The organism is Rhodococcus sp. BP-261, from assembly GCF_019835205.1.
Taxonomy (GTDB): Bacteria; Actinomycetota; Actinomycetes; order Mycobacteriales; family Mycobacteriaceae; genus Rhodococcoides; species Rhodococcoides kyotonensis_B.
In genome coordinates, this window is the sequence record NZ_JABUCO010000006.1 from 78016 (window position 1) to 98374 (window position 20359).

At 65.3% G+C, this 20359-nt stretch carries 15 protein-coding genes; 6 read left to right on the forward strand and 9 right to left on the reverse strand.

The window, feature by feature from the left end; genetic code table 11:
* Window positions 1–60 precede the first annotated feature (60 nt).
* Window positions 61–3444: a pyruvate carboxylase gene (locus HQ354_RS09370; RefSeq protein WP_222635175.1), complete on the reverse strand. Its 3384-nt coding sequence runs from the start codon at window positions 3442–3444 to the stop codon at window positions 61–63.
* Window positions 3445–3704: 260 nt separating this feature from the next.
* On the opposite strand from HQ354_RS09370, the gene HQ354_RS09375 reads away from it, so the two are divergent.
* Genes HQ354_RS09375 through HQ354_RS09385 form a run of 3 tightly spaced genes read left to right on the forward strand, consistent with a single transcriptional unit; the run spans window position 3705 to window position 7185 of the window.
* A complete protein-coding gene (locus tag HQ354_RS09375) occupies window positions 3705–5444 on the forward strand; it encodes a PEP-utilizing enzyme (RefSeq protein ID WP_068428210.1) in 1740 nt (579 codons plus the stop codon).
* Window positions 5441–6391, forward strand: coding sequence for a TIGR03619 family F420-dependent LLM class oxidoreductase (locus HQ354_RS09380; RefSeq protein WP_068428207.1), 951 nt, complete (start codon window positions 5441–5443; stop codon window positions 6389–6391). The genes HQ354_RS09375 and HQ354_RS09380 overlap by 4 nt, the downstream gene beginning before the upstream one ends.
* Window positions 6388–7185: an SDR family NAD(P)-dependent oxidoreductase gene (locus tag HQ354_RS09385; protein WP_167678309.1), complete on the forward strand. Its 798-nt coding sequence runs from the start codon at window positions 6388–6390 to the stop codon at window positions 7183–7185. Before HQ354_RS09380 ends, HQ354_RS09385 begins: the two co-directional genes overlap by 4 nt.
* Here the strand turns inward: HQ354_RS09385 and HQ354_RS09390 are convergent.
* From HQ354_RS09390 to HQ354_RS09405, 4 genes are read right to left on the reverse strand one after another with little or no spacing between them, the layout of a single operon-like run.
* On the reverse strand, window positions 7146–8021 hold the full coding sequence (locus HQ354_RS09390) for a TIM barrel protein (protein ID WP_308115213.1): 876 nt from the start codon (window positions 8019–8021) through the stop codon (window positions 7146–7148). The two genes, HQ354_RS09385 and HQ354_RS09390, sit on opposite strands and share 40 nt — an antisense overlap.
* A gap of 13 nt (window positions 8022–8034) precedes the next feature.
* A complete protein-coding gene (locus HQ354_RS09395; protein ID WP_165839487.1) occupies window positions 8035–9162 on the reverse strand; it encodes a substrate-binding domain-containing protein in 1128 nt (375 codons plus the stop codon).
* Window positions 9163–9182: 20 nt separating this feature from the next.
* The gene (locus tag HQ354_RS09400) at window positions 9183–10211 is read right to left on the reverse strand and encodes an ABC transporter permease (RefSeq protein ID WP_240931354.1); all 1029 of its coding nucleotides are present in this window, start codon (window positions 10209–10211) and stop codon (window positions 9183–9185) included.
* Window positions 10212–10221: 10 nt separating this feature from the next.
* A complete protein-coding gene (locus HQ354_RS09405; RefSeq protein WP_167678311.1) occupies window positions 10222–11769 on the reverse strand; it encodes a sugar ABC transporter ATP-binding protein in 1548 nt (515 codons plus the stop codon).
* Between the two features lie 160 nt (window positions 11770–11929).
* Between HQ354_RS09405 and HQ354_RS09410 the strand changes: the two genes are divergently transcribed.
* Window positions 11930–12460, forward strand: coding sequence for a VOC family protein (locus HQ354_RS09410; protein WP_222635174.1), 531 nt, complete (start codon window positions 11930–11932; stop codon window positions 12458–12460).
* An 18-nt stretch (window positions 12461–12478) separates the two neighbouring features.
* On the opposite strand, the gene HQ354_RS09415 is transcribed toward HQ354_RS09410, so the two are convergent.
* Window positions 12479–12952, reverse strand: a complete 474-nt coding sequence (locus HQ354_RS09415; RefSeq protein ID WP_068429065.1) for a nuclear transport factor 2 family protein — start codon at window positions 12950–12952, stop codon at window positions 12479–12481.
* Window positions 12953–12965: 13 nt separating this feature from the next.
* On the reverse strand, window positions 12966–14438 hold the full coding sequence (locus tag HQ354_RS09420; RefSeq protein WP_222635173.1) for an aldehyde dehydrogenase family protein: 1473 nt from the start codon (window positions 14436–14438) through the stop codon (window positions 12966–12968).
* A gap of 227 nt (window positions 14439–14665) precedes the next feature.
* Here HQ354_RS09420 and HQ354_RS09425 point away from each other — a divergent pair, with 227 nt between their 5' ends.
* Window positions 14666–15292, forward strand: a complete 627-nt coding sequence (locus tag HQ354_RS09425; RefSeq protein ID WP_068428184.1) for a hypothetical protein — start codon at window positions 14666–14668, stop codon at window positions 15290–15292.
* Window positions 15289–17832: a putative PEP-binding protein gene (locus HQ354_RS09430; RefSeq protein ID WP_222635172.1), complete on the forward strand. Its 2544-nt coding sequence runs from the start codon at window positions 15289–15291 to the stop codon at window positions 17830–17832. The genes HQ354_RS09425 and HQ354_RS09430 overlap by 4 nt, the downstream gene beginning before the upstream one ends.
* A gap of 64 nt (window positions 17833–17896) precedes the next feature.
* On the opposite strand, the gene HQ354_RS09435 is transcribed toward HQ354_RS09430, so the two are convergent.
* Together HQ354_RS09435 and HQ354_RS09440 are read right to left on the reverse strand one after the other, a co-directional pair.
* Entirely contained in the window at window positions 17897–19321 is a 1425-nt protein-coding gene (locus tag HQ354_RS09435; RefSeq protein WP_222635171.1) for a 2-oxo acid dehydrogenase subunit E2, read from the reverse strand.
* Window positions 19322–19324: 3 nt separating this feature from the next.
* The gene (locus HQ354_RS09440) at window positions 19325–20347 is read right to left on the reverse strand and encodes an alpha-ketoacid dehydrogenase subunit beta (protein ID WP_114328515.1); all 1023 of its coding nucleotides are present in this window, start codon (window positions 20345–20347) and stop codon (window positions 19325–19327) included.
* Window positions 20348–20359: the final 12 nt, after the last annotated feature.

Below are 20359 nucleotides of genomic sequence, written 5' to 3' on the forward strand. Positions count from 1 at the left end.
GCGCACGTGCGCGCGAATGTATAGAGGGCTATACATTCGCGCGCACGAGGCGAAGCCGCCCTAGCCGACCACCAACAACAGATCGCCGCCATCCACCTGTGCGCCGGCCGCGATCGGCACCCGCGTGATGACACCGGCCCTCGTCGACGTGATGGACGCTTCCATCTTCATGGCCTCGATCGTGCCGACGGTCTCGCCCACCTCGACCGTGTCGCCCTCCTTCACGGACAGCGTGACGACGCCGGTGAACGGGGCGGACAGGTGTTTCGGGTCCGCGCGGTCGGCCTTCTCGGCCTGCGTCGTCGACGACTCGACGCCGCGGTCGCGCACTCGAACCGGACGTAACTGCCCGTTCAAGATGCACAGGACGTTCCGCATCCCATCCGTGTCCGGCTCCGAAATCGCCTCGAGGCCGATGATCAACTCGACGCCCTTCTCGAGCTGCACGCGATGTTCTTCGTCTTGCCTCAGTCCGTAGAAGTATTGGTTCGTCGACAACTGAGACGTGTCTCCGTACTCACGTCTATGCTTCTCGAACTCGCCGGCCGGACCGGGAAACAGCAAGTGGTTGAGCGTGTTCCGCCGTCGGTCACCCGGCTCGCCCAATGCAGCGATGTCGCTGTCGCTCAGCTGCGTGACGGCGGGTCTGTCCGGACGACCGACGAGCGCGCGGCTACGAAGCGGCTCGGGCCATCCGCCCGCGGGCTCACCGAGTTCGCCGCGCAGGAAATCGACGACCGAATCCGGGATGTCGAGGCTCTGCGGCTGCTCGGCGAATTCGGCTGCGGTCGTGTCCGAACCGACCAACGCAAGTGCGAGGTCGCCGACCACCTTGGACGACGGCGTCACCTTGATCAGTCGCCCCAGTTCCCGATCGGCACCTGCGTACGCGGTCTCGATGTCCTCGAATCGATGCGACAGTCCCAGCGCAGCTGCCTGCTGACGCAGATTCGACAACTGACCACCGGGAATCTCGTGCGTGTAGACGCGGCCCGTCGGGGCCGGGATGCCGGACTCGAACGGTGCGTACATCGAACGCACTGCCGCCCAATACGGTTCGAGGTCGCACACCGAACTCAGGTCGATACCGGTGTCACGGTCGGTGTGTTCGGTGGCTGCGACGATGGCCGACAACGCAGGTTGGCTGGTGGTTCCCGCCAGCGCGGCGCTCGCACCGTCGACCGCATCGACGCCTGCCTGCCATGCCGCAAGGTACGTCGCCAGCTGACCGCCCGGGGTGTCGTGGGTGTGCAGATGGACCGGCAGGTCGAAGCGCGAACGAAGCGCCCCCACCAACGTCGCTGCAGCCGCGGGGCGGAGCAAGCCTGCCATGTCCTTGATCGCCAGGACGTGCGCGCCTGCGTCGACGATGCTGTCCGCCAGCCGGAGGTAGTAATCAAGCGTGTACAGGGTCTCGTTCGGATCGGACAGGTCACCGGTGTACGACATGGCGACTTCCGCCACTGCGACACCGGTGTCACGAACGGCATCGATCGCCGGTCTCATCTGATCGATGTTGTTGAGCGCGTCGAAGATTCGGAAGATGTCCACGCCTGTCGCGGCAGCTTCCTGCACGAATGCGTGCGTGACGCGGTCGGGATACGCCGTGTAGCCGACCGTGTTGCGTCCCCGAAGCAGCATCTGCAGGCAGATGTTGGGCATCTCCTTGCGCAACGTCGCGAGCCGCTCCCAGGGATCCTCGTGCAGGAATCGAAGGGCGACGTCGTAGGTGGCTCCGCCCCATGCCTCCACCGAGAACAACTGCGGCGTCAAACGGGCGACATGAGGTGCGACGGCAACGAGGTCGCGTGTCCGCACACGCGTCGCCAGCAACGACTGATGAGCATCTCGGAACGTCGTGTCGGTCACCGCCAGCGCCGACGATGCACGAAGATGGGCTGCGAAGGCGTCGGGACCCAGAGCCGCGAGCCGGTCACGTGAACCTGCTCGAGGTGCCGCCGCCAGATCGACGGGTGGCAGTTTGTCGACAGCGTAGATCGACGACGGGCGTTCTCCATGCGGACGATTGACGGTCACATCGGCCAGGTACCGCAGAATCTTCGAACCGCGGTCGGCAGAGACGTTCTGCGTCGACAGTTCAGGGTGTTCCTCGATGAACGTCGTGGTGACGCGCCACGCCTCGAAGTCCGGATCACCCAGCACCGCCTGCAGGAAGGGGATGTTGGTCGCCACGCCGCGCACACGGAACTCCGCCAGAGCGCGCCTGGACCGCGCACATGCCGTCGCGAAATCACGTCCGCGACAGGTCAGTTTCACCAACATCGAGTCGAAGTGCGAACCGATCTCGGAACCGACTCCGACGATGCCGTCCAGCCGGATACCCGAGCCGCCCGGAGTGCGGTAGGCGGTCACTTCGCCTGTGTCGGGCCGGAATCCATCGGTCGGGTCCTCTGTCGTGATGCGACATTGCAGAGCAGCACCGTGAACCGAGATGTCGTCCTGCGTCAGTCCCAGATCCGACAGAGTCTCACCCGACGCGATACGCAACTGCGACGCCACGAGATCGACGTCCGTGATCTCCTCCGTCACCGTGTGCTCGACCTGGATGCGGGGATTCATCTCGATGAACACGTACCTGCCGTCGGGGCCCAGAAGGAACTCGACCGTGCCGGCGCACGTGTAGCCGACATGCTTCGCGAAGCGGACGGCGTCGTCGCACATCGATTGTCGCAGAACAGGATCGAGACCGGGCGCGGGAGCGACCTCGACCACCTTCTGATGCCGCCGCTGCAACGAGCAATCTCGCTCGAACAGATGGACGACCTCGCCCGTCGAATCGCCGAGGATCTGCACTTCGATGTGGCGTGGGTCGACCACCGCCTGTTCGAGGAAGACGGTTCCGTCCCCGAACGCCGTCTCGGCTTCGCGGGATGCGGCGCCTATCGCATCGCGCAACTGCCCGGGCTCGGCGACGCGTCGCATGCCGCGACCTCCCCCGCCCGCGACCGCTTTGACGAACAACGGGTACTCGATACGTTCGGCGGCGGCAACCAACTCGTCGACGTCGTCGGACGGAGGGGTGGACGCAAGGACGGGCAGGCCCGCAGCCTTCGCCGCTGCTACCGCACGTGACTTGTCTCCGGTCAACCTCAGAACCTCCGGCGACGGTCCGACGAACGTGATGCCCGCGGACGCACACGCCGCCGCCAATTCCGCGTTCTCGGAGAGAAATCCGTAGCCGGGGTAGACGGCGTCCGCACCCGACGTCCTTGCCGCGTCGAGAATCGCGTCGACGGACAGGTACGCGCGCACCGGATGGCCCACTTCACCGATCTGATACGACTCGAACGCCTTGGCGCGGTGCGCCGACTTGCGGTCTTCGAAGGGATAGACGGCGACGGTGGATGCGCCCAGCTCGACCGCTGCACGGAACGCACGGACGGCGATTTCTCCGCGGTTGGCAACGAGGACTTTCTCGAACATGGTGGCCCCTCTCGGGTGAGCCTGAGCCGGCGGGCGCCGCGACGACGGCGGCGCGAGCGATCGTCGCTCACCGGGATACGACCCGAGTCTCGCACATCTATCGATTCGATACTAGATCTGAACTAAAGTTACTGAAACCAGATCTTCTCTCGATTTTCCTGGTCAACTTGCCGCGGGAAATCTCTGTACATGGTTTCATTGGCACGAACTTTCTATAGTGTGACTTGAAATACAGTCCAACCCCCTCCGAGGAGGACTCGATGAGCGACGAGCAGACACCCGACCGCTGGATCACCGACTGGGACTTCAGCGAGCGCTACCCCGTGTACACGCGGGCCAACGCCGGTGAAGTTCTTCCCGATCCGTCCAGTCCACTCAACGTGACCCTCGTGTGGAACAAGGGCCTCAACATCGGTTGGCGCGAGGGATACGTCGACCATCTCGGCACGCACCTGGCCTCCGAGATCGACGAGACCATGCCCGAGATCATCGGCAACTTCGGCGGGTACCACTACACGAACTTCTCGATGACCGAGCTCAACGGCGCCCGTCTGCCGGGGCTGACCGTCCCGGTGTGGAACACACTGTGGGTGGGCGATCACCCTGACATCCCCGAGTATGTCGAAAAGCCCTGGCACAACAATGCCGAGCTCACCGAAGGTCTCGAGAAGAAGACTGCGTGGGCGCTCACCACGGACACGTTCCCCGAGGCGGAAGAGGCGAAGAAACGTGCCGACCTCGCACGCGCCAACCGCCCGGACGTCCGCGAGCTGACCGATCAGGCGCTCGTCGACCACGCTCGGTCGTTCGTTCCCGATCTGATCTTCTGCTACGCCTATCACCCGGTGACCACGACGCTGTCCACCATGGGTCCCGCGGTCGCCGGCGCGCTTCTGGAAGCCATCGGCGAAGCCGACAAACTCGGCGATCTCCTGAGCGGACTCGGTGGAGTGGATTCCGCCGCCCCGTCCTACGCCCTGTGGAAGATGGGCCGCCTCGTCGCCGGGTCCGAGGAATTGACCCGACTGTTCGACGACGGTCTCTCGACTCTTCTGGACGCGGTGGACGCGAGCGACTCCTCCGATGCGAAGCAGTTCCGCATCGAGTTCGACGACTTCCTGTACAAGTACGGCTCTCGCGCACCGAACGAGTGGGACATTCGCTCGGACAGTTGGGAATCGAAGCCCGTTCTCGCTCTTCTCGCCGTGAACGGGATGCGCCTCAGCCCCGAAGAGTCGGACCCCGAGAAGATTCGCGAGCGGAACGAGGCCAAGAGGATCGCACTCACCGCCGAACTCGCGGACAAGATGCCGGACGACGCGACGCGACAGAGCTTTCTCGACGCCGCCAAGTCCATCACGAAGTTCATGCCGTGGCGTGAACGCACCAAGACTGCGTGCGTGAAGGTCATGGGGGAAATGCGTACCGCCCTGTACGAATTGGGAGGGCGCATGGTCGCGCGCGGCGTCATGGACGACCACCACGACATCACGATGCTGCTCGACGACGAACTCGACGCCTTCGTCGCCGATCCCGAGTCCTTCGCGTCGACCATCGCCGAACGTCGCGAGCAGTACCTCGCATTGTTCGACCTGGAACCGCCGTTCTTCCTGTTCGAACCACTTCCGTTGTCGCAGTGGCCCAAGCGGAAGGAACACAAGGCACAGGCGGCAGTGCCGGGTGACGCGCTGACGGGCGTCGGCGGCGCGCCCGGCACCGTTCGCGGACGCGCGCGGATTCTCCACGATCCGTACGACGTGGGCGATCTGGCCGAGGGTGACATCATCGTCGCGCCACAGACCGACCCCGCGTGGACCCCACTGTTCGTCTTCGCCGGCGGCGTGGTCGTCAACGTCGGCGCGACGATCACACACTCGTCGATCGTGTGCCGCGAGCTGGGCATTCCGTGTGCCGTCTCCGTGCAGGATGCCACGGCACGCATTCCCGACGGCGCCATGATCGAGGTCGACGGCAACACCGGGACGGTGACCGTCCTGTGAGCCTTCGTATCGGGCTGTCGCTTCCCCAACTCGGGGAGCACGTCGACACCGTCGCAGTACGCGAATTCGCCGTCGCTGCCGAGGAACTCGGTTTTGCCAGCCTGTGGGTCCAGGAACACCTGTTCTATCCCGAGGCCAACGAGTCGGTGTACGGCGGTCGACACACGACGAGCGTCCATCCGGCGTATCGGTCGGTGTTCGGCGCCACGGAACTGATGGCCTTCGTCGCCGCGTGTACCCGAACCGTCTCCATCGGCAGCAGCATCCTGGTCGCCGGCTACCACCGACCGGTGGAGCTGGCACAGCGGCTGGCCACTCTCGACGTGCTGTCCGGCGGCAGGCTCGTCGCCGGACTCGGCGCCGGCTGGTCGGACGAGGAGCATGCTCAGATGGATGTCGATCCACGTACGCGGGGCCGTCGTATGAGCGAACTGGTCGAGGCGGTCCGCGCGTGCTGGGGTCCGGATCCGGTCCAGTTCGACGGCGACTTCTTCACCATTCCGCGATCGGCGGTTCGCCCGAAGCCGGTGCAGACACCGCATCCCCCGCTGCTGTCGGGTTTGCGCTCCGCGGCAGGCTTGACGAGGACGGCGGCACTGTTCGACATCTGGAACCCCAGCAGCGGAACTCCCGAAGCCCTGCTGGACCAGCTCGACACCATGGCGGGGATGCGGCCGGAGGGAATGAGTCCGGTTCGATTGTTCCTTCGTTCGTACCTCCAACGGCCGACGGACGCGGTCGGATCGGGCGGGCAGGGCATCACCGGCGTCGAGAACGACATTCGAACAGCCCTCGTCACAGGTGCCGAACAGCTGATCGTGGAACTCAACTTCTGGGACGAGATGCGCTCGTCGGCCGACTGGGTCGCGGCGCCCTCTCGACTCGCCCCGCTTCTCGAGAAAGCCGACGAACTGTCCGCGCAGCTCGCGACTGCGGACGCACCGTGACCTCCGCCGCGTCACGAGATTCCCGACCGCTCGTCGCCGTCGTCACCGGCGCGGCATCCGGGATCGGCCGCGCGACAACGGAAATCCTCCTCGAACGAGGAGGTTCCGTTGTCGCGTTCGACACCACGCCCGAAGCCATGGAGTGGTTGGCCGGGATCGACCGGGCCGTCCCGTTCGTCGGCGACGTGACGCACCCTGCCGACAACCGCGCAGCCGTCGCCGAGGCGGAGCGTGCGTTCGGCCGACTCGACGCTCTCGTTCTCAACGCCGGTGTGCCCGCGTCCGGTTCGATCGAGACGCTTGACATGGACGTGTTCGACCGGTCCATCGACGTCAACCTACGAGCCGTCGTACTGGGTGTGCGCGAATCCATTCCGGCGTTCCGGCGAGCAGGTGGCGGGTCCATCGTCATCACCGCGTCGGCCACGGCGCTGGGTGGCGAACCGAATCGATGGCCCTACGCGGCAGCCAAGGCCGGCGTCGTCAATCTCGCGAAGTCGTTCGCAATCGATCTCGCGAACGACGGCATTCGAGTCAACGCGGTCTGCCCGGGACCGATCGGCACGGGGATGACCGAACGCATCGCAGTCGGCACCCCCGAACGGTACGAGGCCTTGAAAGCCATGGTGCCGCTTCATCGTTGGGGGACCGCGCGTGAGGTCGGGGAAGTGATCGCGTTCCTCGCGTCACCGCTGGCGTCGTTCGTCACCGGTGCCGCGATTCCGGTCGACGGTGGCGCCACGTGCGGCAGCGGTCAAACGGTACCGTTGCCCGCCCCTGCCTCGGTGGGATGAACGAACACCGATTGTTCGACGTCATCGTCCGCGCGTGTCAGCAGCGCACGTGTCGACGCGCCTAGATGACTTGTCCAGCCGCCGGGGTCCTCGATGCCTCGTGACGACGGAGCCTCGACGCTGACCGCAGCAGTTCTCGGAAGTGCCCGCACGATATCCAGCAGCGGCAGTACGCCGTCCCCCGGCGCCAACCGGTCCGTCCGCGCTTCCGAGAGGGCCTCGTGTGGATCGGCCGCCGGCCCCGCGAACGACGCGTCGCAGATCTGAAAGTACGGAAAGCGCTGTCTCGACACAGGATTCAGATCGCTCGGCGTCGATCCTGCGCGTACGAAATGCAGAGTGTCGACCAACAGACCGGCATCGATGCCGTCGAGTACTTTCGTAGCTGCCCGTACGTCACGAACGGACGAGAACACCATCGGTTCCAGACAGCACCGAAGGCCGTATTCCGAGGCCGACGCTGCCAGGTGTGAGAGAACAGCAGCGGCACGGGGCAGATCGTCGTCCAGCACCGTGACGAGGAGATACTCCGCGCCGAGCTCCGCCCCGGCCTCCATCACGGCCGTCCAGTCGTCGCTCGTGCTCCCGGCATGCAGCTTCACCACTTCGACGTCCAACACTCGTAACCCGTTGTCGGACAACGCACTCCTGGTGTCACGCAATGCCGCCGATCCCGACGGGAGCGCGTACCCTCTGCTCTCCCCCGACTGCGCGACGCGGACGCCCACGGCGTCGAACCCGCCCGCGGCGGCGAGTTCGACGAACCGATGGGGCGGTACGTGTAAGGCCGACAGATGCGACAGCGACATGACGCGTCGACCGGCTGCCTCGTTCACGTATCGCGGCCTGTCACTTCTGCCAGAGAGTCTCGAACTGTTGCTGATAGTCGGCAACTCCCGCGTAGTATCCGGTGGCCTCGTCGAGAACCGCCGAGTCGATGTTGTCCGCGTTCAACAGTTGAGTGGGCAGGAATGCGGCGTCGGCCACTGCGATGTCGTCGCCGTTGAACTGTCGGGCAAGCGTGTCGAGAACGCGCCAGCCGAGAATCTGGACCGGGAAACCGACCCACACGCTGTTGTCGCCATCCTTCAACGACTGGAGGTTGTCGGGAGTGGGTGTCTGACCGGCGAACGTCACCTGGTCCTGCAGACTTGCCCCTCGCAGAGCTGCGTCGACGCCGAGCACGAGGTCACCGAACGAGAACAGCGCGTAGTTGATCGTCGGATCACGCTGCAACGTACTGACGACGCTCTGAGGAGTCTTCGTCCCGAGATCGGTGACCTGCTGATTGACGAGCTGGACCTTGCAGTCCGGGCACTGTTCCTTCAGCTGCGCGGTGAAGGCGTCGGTGAACACGTTCAGGATCGAGTAGTCCGTGATGGAGAAGATCGCGACGTTCGCGTCGCCGTCACTGTCCGCGATCACCTGGCTGGCCACCATCTTGCCCCACTCCTGCACCTGGGCGTCACCGTCGAGCGCGGTGGATATCACCCCGGGCACCGGTGGTCCGGCGATACTGTCCGCGATCACGGGAATGCCTGCCGCTCGGGCCGATTCGATCTGCTTGGACAACATGGTGAGCGGAGTGCCCGAGACGTGAATGGCGTCCGGCCGGAGCGCGATGGCCTGGTCGACGGCCTTGGGCGCAGCTTCGGCGTCGGTGCCCATCAAGATGCGCTGGTAACGCCAACCGAGTACGTCGGCCGCCTGCTGGATCGCGTCGTTCTTGGCACTCGAAATCGGTTGCGGCGTCTCGATGCTGATGACGTATTTTCCTGAGTCGGGCGCCCTGCTGAGAGGCGTGTCGAGAACGAGATCGGTCGGCGCCGCCTCGTACCGATCGGCGACCGCCTGCGCACCGGCCACGTCGGCCGCTTGCCCGGTGCCTTCGTCGGCCGAACTGCTGCTGCAGGCGGACGCCAGCAGGCATGCGGAGACGACGGCGACGAAGGCCCTGGTCCTGGTTCCAGTGAACACACGCGTTCCTTTCGAGGAGTTCATTTGCGACGAGCCGTGCGCGCGGCGAGTGCCACGGCGACGATGAGTGCCAGACCGTTGAAGAGGTCGTTGACGAAGCTGGGTGAGCCGGCGAGCTGCAGCCCTTTGACGCCGGTCGCGAGTAGATAGATGGCGATGAGCGTGCCGAGGACGTTGACCCGTCCGGCACGAATCTGAGTGGAACCGAGGAAGACTGCCGAGAACGCCGGAAGTAGGTAGGACGGGCCGATGTCGGGAGCCGCGGTGCCGAGCTTGGCGGCGAGCACCACACCCGTCGATGCGGCCACCGTGGCGGATGTGACCAACGCGCCGAACATGATTCGTTCGACACGAAGACCGGCCAGGCGTGCCGCCTGGCGGTTACCACCGGTTGCGTACAGGTACCGTCCCAAGGGGGTCTTCTCCAGAACGACGTACATCACAGCGGCCACGACGATCATGTAGAAGAACGGCAACGGCAGCCCGAGGAACGGCTTGCTGCCCATGTCGAGGAATCCATCGGTGAATCCCTCCGTGATCTGCTTTCCGTCCGTGACCCAGTAGGTTCCGGCCAGCAGAATGCTCGACATACCGAGGGTCGCGATGAACGAATCGACGCCCAGCTTCACCACCACGAAGCCGTTGACGGCGCCGATCAGCGCACCACACAACAGCGTCGTGACGACGGCTACCGGTGCACCGATACCCTGCGACAGCTGATAGGACACCATCGCGACCGAGAAACCCATCACTCCTGCGATGGACAGGTCGAACACACCTGCGGCCAACGGGACGATGAGTCCGATCGCGAGCATGGCCGTGATCGCCTGGTCGCCCGCGATGATCCTGAAGTTCCCCTCGGTCAGAAAGGTGTCGGGAATCCAGATCGCGAACAACACGATGATGGCAACCCAGACGTAGAGGCCGCTGAAACGATCGAGTCCGAGCTTGGGCAGACGCTTGCGGTCACGGGTCGGCGTCGGAGTACCGCCACCCGACGGAGAGCTGTGCGGCGCGGCCGACGTTCCCTCGTGCGATTGTGTTGTCATGGTGATCCTTTCACCGGTTGTCCGCGGACGCGGACGAACTCGCCGTCGATGCAGGCTTCTTCAAAGTCGATGCGGTCAGCCGATCCGGGTCGATCCGTGGCCGCGTGAACTCGTCCACGACCCCTCCACCCGCCAGAACGATCACCCTGTCGCACAGGCGGGTCAGCTCCCCGTGATCGGTCGAGACGACGAGGACGGCGGCGCCGCTGTGCGCTGCCGAGTCGACGAGCGTGTGAATGTCGGCTTTCGCTCCGACGTCCACGCCCTGGGTGGGTTCGTCGAGCAGCAGCACTCGCGGGTTACGTCGAAGCCACCGTGCCAGAACGACTTTCTGCTGGTTCCCACCGCTGAGGGTGCCGAGCGTGCGCTCCGTGTCGCCCGCCGGTCGTACACCGAGCCGCTCCAACCAGTGTGCGACATCGGACTTCTCGCGCCTCGTCCGCGAGAATCCGTATCGCGAATAGGCCCACGGGTCGGCGACCGACACGTTCTCACGTAGCGATGCGTTGACGAACGCCGCATTGGAAACACGTTCGGCGGGTACGCATCCGACGCCGGCCGACATCGCGAGATCCGGACGACCCTGCTCGACGACGCGGCCCTCGACCGCCACGACCCCGGCGCGAGCCTCCGCCCCGAACAATGCGGGCACTACTTGTTCACGTCCGGAGCCGGTGATTCCGGCGATGCCGAGTACTTCGCCCGAGCGAACCGAGAAATCGAGGTCCGCGAGCGCCCCACAGGACAGTCCGCTGACCTCGAACACCGGCGAGCCGACACCAGTCGTCGTCGCTTCCGGCTCGGCCAGGAATTCCACCACGCGACGGCCGATCATGAGTTCGACCAACCCTGCCTCGTCGAGTCCGTCGAGATCTCGCGTGTTGACGATCTTTCCGTCCCGCATGACGGTGACGCTGTCGCACAACGAGAACACTTCCGTCAGGTGGTGCGAGACGAACAGCACCGCGACTCCGCGGTCCCTGATGCGACGAACCAGATCGAAAAGGCGAACCGCCTCTGCAGCAGGCAGATTCGCAGTCGGTTCGTCGAGCACGAGGACAGTCGTCGCCCCGGACCGGTCCTGGACGGCTCGTGCGACTGCCAGCATCGTGCGTTCGCTCATGCTGAGCGAGCCGGCGAGCTTGTCGAGCGGTAAGTCGAACCCCAATTCGGCGAGCGCCGCACGTGCCCGCGCGCGCTCGGCTCGGGAGTCGATGGTTTTGAAGGCCGTGGTCGCGTAGCCGTGCCCGAGAGCGAGGTTGTCGACGACGTCGAGGCTTTCGACCAATCCGAGATCCTGATGTACGAAGCGCAGTCCTGCGGCCTCGCCGCTGCCGGGAACACCCAGGTGCAACTCGGCCCCGCCGACCTCGATGCGCGCCCCGTCGTCCGGGTCGTGATAGCCCGCAAGCACTTTGATGAGCGTCGACTTGCCGCAGCCGTTCTGTCCGACCAATCCACGGATTTCTCCCGGCGCGAGCGATAGATCGATACCGTCGAGAGCACGCTGGCCCACGAAAGTCTTCGAGAGCCCGGTGATACAGAGCGCGTCTGCCATGACACCTACCCCTGTGAGGTGGGTTACTTTAACCCAGCATTTGTTACCTAGGTCATACTCAACTATGTACAGAGATAAGTCCAGCACGAGTTTTCGGCTCGAACCTAGGGCCGCGAACGCGTCTCTATCAGTAGGCATCGACAAGAAACGGATGGACAACATGGTGAGAGCCGACGAGTTCCAGTTGGGCACGGTCGTCCAGACGGCGTACCTCGTGGACGACGTACGCACGGCCGCTGCACGATTCGCGGCGGCCACCGGCGCCGGACCGTTTCTGGTGCGTCGCAACCGAATCACCGACGCAGTCGGTCCGGACGGTCGCCCCGCGATGTTCGATCACAGCTCGGCGTACGGCCAATGGGGTCGCACGCAGATCGAACTGGTGCAGACGCATGCGGCAGCGCCGACCGAATTCGCCGACACCACGACAGAATTGGGACGTGTCCACCACGTTGCGATGATGGTCGAATCCTTCACCGAACAGCAGAAGAAGTTCAGCGACCTGGGCTGGCCGGCGTTGCTGACGGCAACGACGCCGAACGGCAACGCCTTCGCATTCCACGACGCACGCGCCGAGCTCGGGCACCTCGTCGAGATCTACGAGGCTCGCCCGAGCATCCTGGCGCTGTACCGACGGGTCGCCGAGGCCGCCGTGGACTGGGACGGCTACGAACCGGTGCGGGAGATGTGATTGCCGGCGAAGCCCGAATCAGGCGGACCGAAGCAACTCCGCCGCCCGTTCACGTGCCATCGTGAGAACCTGCGGGTTGCCCGTGTTCCACAGAACCGTCAACTGCTTGCGGCAGATCTTCCACTCCCCACCGACTCGCACGACCGAATCGGTGTAGTAACCGCCGATCGTGAAGACGGCGTCGCCCGCCGTGTTCGGAAGCACGTGTTCGGCCCGGACGTAGGACACGACAGTGCCGTCGTCGCCGTCGACCGTGATGTCCAGGTTGGACAGAAAATGTTGCGACGCAGCGAGACCGGGAAACAGCATGCGTCCCCGCTGAACCCAGTCCTCGGCTTTGAACAGGCCTCCGTTGCCCGGGCGGTAGCTCGTGTAGTCGATCTCGATCTCGTCGGTGAAGACCGATCGATACAGCTCCCAGTCCCGAAGGTCGATAGCCCGGGCGAACCGTGCCATCAGTTTCGTGATGTCCCGATGGGCGTCGCCGGCCATGTCACCGTCCATGTCAGTTCGCTTCCGTACGCAGTTGGAGGGAGATCTTCTCGAAGTACTCGTCGAGACCTTCCGGCCCCAACTCGCGGCCGATGCCCGACTTCTTCATCCCACCGAACGGGGCCGACGCGTTGAAGCGACCGCCGTTGATGGAGACCTGGCCTGTCCTGAGCCGACGTGCGATCGCGATGGCTGCGTCGTCGTCGCCCGCGAACACCGCCCCCGACAGGCCGTAATCGGAATCGTTCGCGATAGCGACGGCGTCGTCGATCCCGTCGTACGCCAGAACGGCGAGCACCGGTCCGAACACCTCCTCACGCGCGATCGACGAGTTGTTGTCGATGCGGCTGACCACGGTGGGCCTGACGTAGAACCCGGACCTCAGGTCGTCCGGCAGGTTCGCGACCTCACCCGGTCCCCCGACGACGAACTTCGCCTCTGCCGGCACCTCCGACAGGTACCGCAGCACGGACTGTCGTTGCTCGGCCGACGCCATGGGCCCGATGTCGGTGGATTCGTCGAGCGGGTCTCCGACCTTCTGCGACCCCACGAGTTGCGCCAACTTCTCTTCGACGTAGTCGAGCCGGTCGAGAGGAACGAGCAAACGCGTCGTGGCCGTACACGTCTGCCCGTTGTTGACATAGCAGCCGCGGACGGCTGCGCTGAGGGCTGCGTCGACGTCCGCATCCGGGGCGACGACGAACGCGGACTTACCCCCGAGCTCCAGCGTCACTTTCTTGATACCAGCTGCGGCGACCTGACCTACTCGGGCGCCGGCCGCCGTGGAACCGGTGAGGCTGACGAGGTCGACGTCCGGATGGCCGGCCAGCCGTTCTCCGACCCGTCCTCCCGGCCCGGTGACGACGTTGAAGACACCCGGCGTCAGACCGATCGACTCGGCGATCTCCGCGACTGCGAACGCGGCCAGCGGCGCAACGCTACTGGGCTTGACCACCGTCGTGCAGCCCGCCGCGATCGCAGGCGCTACCTTGGCCGCCAGCTGGTAGAGCGGATAGTTCCACGGCGTGATCGCACCGACGACACCGACACCGACCTTGAGGATCAGCGAGGTGCCCCGGCGCTCCTCGAGCGTGGTGTTCTCGAGGATGTCCGCCATGGATCGGAAGATCGTCACACCGAGACCCACCTGGACCGAGCGCGACCGGGCGATCGGCGTACCGACTTCTCGAGTCATGGTCTCGGCGAGCTCCGTCTCGCGCGCGACCAACCCGTCGGCGATCTGTCGCAGAACCGACACTCGCTCCTCGATCGGCGACTCGGACCAGGAGCCGAACGCGGCACGAGCCGCGGCAACCGCGTCGTCGACGTCCTGCTCCGTCCCGGACGGAACGCGGGCGAACACGGTGCCCGTCGCCGCCTCGAGCACGTCGATCGTGCCGCCGTCGACGGAGGGGACCCACTTACCGCCGATGTAGAGCTCGTGCCGATCGTCCATCCCGCGCCTCGCTTCGTCCGTCCATGCCATGCCCCGTTCGTGGAGTGGCAACCATCACATCGAGCGTAAACGACTTTACGTACTCGATGTCAAGAAACGAGACATTCCAAAGTCTGTACATATTTAGCTGTTTCTTTCTTGACAACTACTCCTGATCGGCTAGGTTATGAGCACCGTCACAGTTCCGTCGACGGTGTGAACACACCACACGATCACGTCGGTCCCGAACCGGGACCGGACATGCCCCGAGGAGCACCATGAACGACCTCGCGACCAACACGTCCGCTCCCACCGCAGCGCCGAGCGAGGTGGTCGATCTGGTGATCAAGGGAATGATTCGTGGCCCCGTCACTCCGGAACTGCAAGCGGTGATCGACGCGGGCGACGCCGTGGCCAAGGGTCCGGTGGTCATGCCGACCCAAGCGGGCATCGACAATGCCCATGCACTTGTTCGGCTTCCCGACGCTTCGGCCGAGCGCACCGTCGTCGACGATCTTCTGCATGTGTTCCTTCCCGTCAATCGCCGCCTTCGCGAGCTGTGCACCGCATGGCAGTGCCGTCCCGACGGCTCCCCGAACGACCACTCGGACGCGCAGTACGACGCCAAACTGCGTGACCAGCTCGAGGACATCCATTCCGACGTGTCCAAGATGCTGCGCCGCGCGGGCAAGCAGTGCCCCGTGCTCCTCGACTACCGAGAGCGTCTGAACGGCGCCCTGACGCGTTTCGACGACGGCGACACCGCGTCGCTGACGTCACCCCTGACCGACGGCTATCACACCGTGTGGATGTGGCTCCACCAGCACCTGCTGATGATGCTGGGTCTCACCCGCGCCGAGGACGAGGCACTCGAGGAGAAGCTCGTCTCCGGTAGCTCCGAATGACCGTGTCGGACACGAGCGTTCAGGCGCTGACTAGATCGGCCGTTCCGTACGGACAGGGTCGCGCTCGCGGACTCGGTGCCGACGTCATGGGCGTTCACGGCGTCGAGATGGACAACTTGGTCGCCCTCGGTCTTCCGGTGGTTCCCGGTCTCACCGTACCGATCGGGTCCGGCGCCGGACTGCAGAATCGCGAGACTGCCGACACCGTCATCGACCTGCTGGAGAAACTCGCGGTGCGCGGCATCTGGCCTGCGGTTCGACAAGACCGCAGACCGATGCTGATGCATCTGCGCTGCAGCGCGCCGGTTCCGGTCTCCGCTCTCCCGCCCGCAATTTCCGTCATCGGGCTGTCGAACCGCAACATCGACGCGTTGGTCGACGTGATCGGACGCGACCGTGACATCTACGACTCGTGGGCCTCGAATCTGCGGTTCGTCGCCGAAGAGGCTCTCGACGTCGACGCCGACGACCTCGACGACGTGGAAGACGATCACCCGGACAGCAGGACGCGTGTGCCCGCCCTCCTCGATCTGATCGAGAACTCCACGGGCGCAGCGTTTCCCGTCGATCCCGCCGAACAGCTCGGTCTCGCGGCGAAGGCCATGCTGAATCGTTGGGCGTCACCTCGTGGCCGTCGAGCCCGAAGCGCGCTGTCGCTACCCGAGGACACGGGAATCGCATTGCACGTCCGAGCTCTCCGGCTCGGGTCCTGGAACGAATCGGGCTACGGCTCCGCCATCAGCCGAGACCTCGAGACCGGTAGATACGCGCCGCACGGCGTCTTCCATCTCGGAGTTCGCCGTGCCGACCCCAACCCCGGGCCCGGCGACCCGCTCACCCAAACTCCCGGCGGCACCCAGATACTCGATCAGATCTTCGCCACCCTGGAACCGCATCTGCGGGCTGTCGCCGAAGTGGAGTTCGAGGTCCGCGACCGGCAACTCGCCCTGCTCAGCGCAGGGCCGCTGGAACATCCGGGTCCCCGCGCCATCACTCACCTGGCCGTCGATCTCGCGAACGCGGGCTCGATGGAACGAAGCGATGCCGTGCGGATGTTGAAGCCGGACCTCATGCAGGACCTGCTGCACGCTCAACTGACCCTGACAGGACGGGAACAACTTCTCGCGCACGGCCTTCCGGCGTCGCCAGGTGCTGCCGTCGGCGAAATAGCTCTGTCGAGCGACGCCGCACTACGGCTCGCCGCCGAGGGACGGAACGTCGTACTCGTCTCGGCGGAGACCACACCCGCGGACGTACCGGCGCTGCTCGCCGCCACCGCGGTCATCACGTCGAACGGCGGTCTGGCATCGCACGCGGCGGTCGTGGCACGTGGTGCAGGCCGACCTGCGGTCTGCGGAGCGACGACGCTACGAATCGACACGGCGTCGAACACGGTCACCGCAGGCGACTTCACGCTGCACGAAGGCGACGTCGTCTCGGTGAACGGCCGTACCGGCGACGTCTACATCGGTTCCGTTCCGATCCGGCCTGCGGAACCGTCCGACGAGCTGGAGGTTCTACTCGGCTGGGCCGACGACATTCGCCGGCTTCGCGTACGGACGAACGCGGACAACGCGGAGGACGCGGCAACCGCGTTTCGCCTCGGTGCCGAAGGAATCGGTCTGTGCCGCACCGAACATCAGTTCCTCGGAGACCAGCTTCCTCTGGTGCAGAGACTCGTCCTGGCCGACGACGAAGCCGAAGAGATCGAGGCGATCGCGGCGCTGACCGCCGCCCAGGAATCGGACTTCACGGCACTGCTCCGGGTCGTCGGCGATCGGCCCATCACCGTGCGTCTGCTCGACGCTCCCCTGCACGAATTTCTGCCGTCGGACGGTAATTACGGTGACTCTGCTCGAGCAGAACGTGCCGCTGCAGCACACGAATCGAACCCGATGCTCGGTCTGCGCGGGGTGCGCTTCGCGATGGTGCAGACCCGCTTGTACCCCGCGCAGGCGGAGGCCTTGTTCCGGGCGTGGGTGACCGTGAACGCCGAGGGCCGATCTCCGAAACTCGAGGTCATGATCCCGCTGGTCTCGCTGCCCGGGGAACTGGCGGAAGCAATCGCGCAGGTCGATCGTGCCGCCCGAACCGTGTTCGAGGACACCGGGATTCAGGTTCCGTACGATGTCGGCAGCATGGTCGAGACTCCGCGCGCGGCCTTGCTCGCAGGCCACCTGACGGCCGACGCACAGTTCCTCTCCTTCGGCACCAACGATCTGACGCAGCTCACCTACGGGTTCTCACGGGACGACGTCGAGAAAGCCATGCTTGCTCACTACCTCGACCACGGACTGGTGACGGACAGCCCGTTCGCCCTTCTGGACCGCGACGGCGTCGGTGCCCTCGTCTCCATGGCTGCCGACGCGGCGCGCGCTGCGCGCCCGAACGTCAAGCTGGGAGTGTGCGGTGAGCACGGCGGTGACCCCCGGTCGATCTCGTTCATCGACTCGGTGGGACTGCACTACGTATCGTGCTCGCCGCGACGTGTCCCGGTCGCGCGGCTGGCTGCCGCCCACGCGACGCTCGAACACCGCTGACACGCAGCAGATACAGAACATCGGCCGAGTCCTCTCGAGGACTCGGCCGATGTTCTGTGTTCGGCTACCCTGCGAGCAGAGCGTACGGCCGAGACAGGATCGACGCGATCGTGCGCAGGAACTCCGCAGCGGGCGCCCCGTCCACTGCCCTGTGGTCGAACGTCAGGCTCAACGTGAGTACCTGGGTGCGGACCGGAGTCTCACCCTCCCAGCGGAATCCGTCCTTCACCCGACCGACTCCGAGAATGGCGACGTTGCCGGGATTGACGACGGGTGTGAAGAAGTCGACGCCGTAAGCACCGAGAGTGCTGACCGAGAACGTCGCACCTTCCATGTCGCTCAGCCCGAGGGTGTTACCCCGCGCCGCGGCAGCGAGAGCGCTGGTTCGTCCGGAGATTTCGCCGACGGACAGCGAGTTCGCGCCTCGAACGACAGGAACCACCAGTCCGCCCGGAACTGCCACCGCCACACCGATGTCGATCGTGTCGAACAAACGGATCTCGTCACCGACGATGCCCGCATTGAGGATCGGGTGCTGGACCAACGCCAGAGCTGCGGCCTTGACGACGAAGTCGTTGAGACTCGGTGGTCGGGAACCGTTTTCTGCCAGTTCGGCTTTCAGGCTGTCACGCACGGCGACCAACGCCGTCACGTCGACTTCGTAGCCGTGCGTCAGCTGCGCCATCGTCTGCAGACTGTCGATCATGTTCCGCGCGATCGCGCCTCGCATGCCCTTCAGCGGGACGACCTCGCCTGCCCGAGGGCCCGCAGGCGCTGTGGATTCCGTCGTGTCGGTGGACAGGTGGCCTGCAGCCCGTTCGACGTCGGCGGTCGTGACGCGTCCGCCGACTCCACTGCCGGCGACGGTGCCCAGATCGACACCCAATTCGCGTGCACGGCGGCGAACGAGCGGGCCGACGAAGTGCGCGCTCGAAGCCTGTGCCGACGAACTCTTCTCGCGCTGCGGAACATCGGGTGCCTGCTCCGGCTCCGGCTCCACGACGGACACAGCCGCGACGTAGTCCTCGACGTCCTCCGATACGATTCGGCCGCCCGGTCCGGTACCCCGCACCTCGGCAAGGTCGACATCGGACTCCGCGGCGACGCGACGCGCGTTCGGCGAGGACTTGATCCGCTCACCCTGTTTCAGCGGGCCGTCGGTCGACGCCGCGGGCGATGCTGCGGTCGTCGAAGAAGCCTTCGGGTCCGCCGGAGACGAGCTGGATCCGTCGGCACCCGTCGGTGCGACTTCGCCGTCGGCGAGCAACCACCCGATCACGGCACCGACCGGCAACACCTCGCCGACTTTCGCCGTCGTCGCCAAGATCCCGCTCGCCTCGGCTTCGACGTCGACCTCGACCTTGTCGGTTTCGAGCCGCAACAGCACGTCGCCCGTTCCGATGTGCTGACCGGCCTGGGCCAACCATTCACCGATGACGCCTTCCTGCATCGTGAGCCCCAACTTGGGCAGCACGATCTCCTGAGCCACGGGTCAGTTCCTTTCGAGCAGACGACGAACCCCGGCGACGATACGGTCGGCGTCGGGTACGTACGCGTTTTCGAGTGGGGTGCTGAACGGCACCGGCGTGAACGGGGCACCGAGTCGCAGGACCGGCGCGTCGAGGTAGTCGAACGCCTCCTCTTGGATCTGTGCGGCAACTTCGGCGCCGATTCCACCGAACGTCACGGCTTCGTGCACGACCAGGATGCGGTTGGTCTTCGACGCCGACCTCACGATGGTGGCAGTGTCGAGCGGCTGCACGGTACGCGGATCGACCACCTCGACCGACACTCCGGACTCGGCAAGGGCATCCGCGGCGGCGAGAGCTTCGGTGACCATGCGTCCGAACGCCACGATGGTGACGTCGTCTCCCTCTCGCGGAACCGCGGCCTGCCCGAGAGGTATCGAGTACGACTCTTCCGGCACCTCGCCGCGCGCCCCGAGCAGCACCTTGTTGAGCATGAACACGACGGGGTTGTCGTCGCGGACCGCCGACACGAGAAGACCCTTGGCGTCGTACGCGTTCGACGGCATGACGACCTTGAGGCCCGGCGTGTGGGCGAGCCAACTCTCGAGACTCTGCGAATGCTGTGCACCGGCGCTGACGCCGGCACCGTAGGCCACCGTGATCACCATCGGCACCTTGACGTCGCCGCCGTACATGAATTTCATCTTGGCGGCTTGGTTCACGACCTGATCGAGAGCGACGGCCAGGAAGTCCATGAACATGATGTCGACGATGGGGCGGAGACCACGCGCGGCGGCGCCGACGCCGAGGCCGATGAGCCCCATCTCGGCGATCGGCGTGTCGACCATGCGTCGCTTGCCGAACTCGGCCAACAGCCCGTCGTACATGTGAAACACGCCGCCGTACGCAGCGACGTCCTCACCGATGACGAACACGTCGTCGTCCTCGCGCATCGTCTGCGCCACAGCCTCGTTGAAGGCTTTGACGTACGTGGTGACCCGGGGCGCGTCGACCGGGTCGGTATTCGGAGCTAGTGCAGTGGACATCGGTGTCGGCTC

What these genes read in the sequence shown, in the direction of transcription:
- HQ354_RS09370 (WP_222635175.1), bottom strand. Translation starts at nt 3,444, where the DNA reads ATGTTCGAGAAAGTCCTCGTTGCCAACCGCGGAGAAATCGCCGTCCGT.
- HQ354_RS09375 (WP_068428210.1), top strand. Translation starts at nt 3,705, where the DNA reads ATGAGCGACGAGCAGACACCCGACCGCTGGATCACCGACTGGGACTTC.
- HQ354_RS09400 (WP_240931354.1), bottom strand. Translation starts at nt 10,211, where the DNA reads ATGACAACACAATCGCACGAGGGAACGTCGGCCGCGCCGCACAGCTCT.
- HQ354_RS09405 (WP_167678311.1), bottom strand. Translation starts at nt 11,769, where the DNA reads ATGGCAGACGCGCTCTGTATCACCGGGCTCTCGAAGACTTTCGTGGGC.
- HQ354_RS09410 (WP_222635174.1), top strand. Translation starts at nt 11,930, where the DNA reads ATGGTGAGAGCCGACGAGTTCCAGTTGGGCACGGTCGTCCAGACGGCG.
- HQ354_RS09415 (WP_068429065.1), bottom strand. Translation starts at nt 12,952, where the DNA reads ATGGCCGGCGACGCCCATCGGGACATCACGAAACTGATGGCACGGTTC.
- HQ354_RS09420 (WP_222635173.1), bottom strand. Translation starts at nt 14,438, where the DNA reads ATGGCATGGACGGACGAAGCGAGGCGCGGGATGGACGATCGGCACGAG.
- HQ354_RS09425 (WP_068428184.1), top strand. Translation starts at nt 14,666, where the DNA reads ATGAACGACCTCGCGACCAACACGTCCGCTCCCACCGCAGCGCCGAGC.
- HQ354_RS09430 (WP_222635172.1), top strand. Translation starts at nt 15,289, where the DNA reads ATGACCGTGTCGGACACGAGCGTTCAGGCGCTGACTAGATCGGCCGTT.
- HQ354_RS09440 (WP_114328515.1), bottom strand. Translation starts at nt 20,347, where the DNA reads ATGTCCACTGCACTAGCTCCGAATACCGACCCGGTCGACGCGCCCCGG.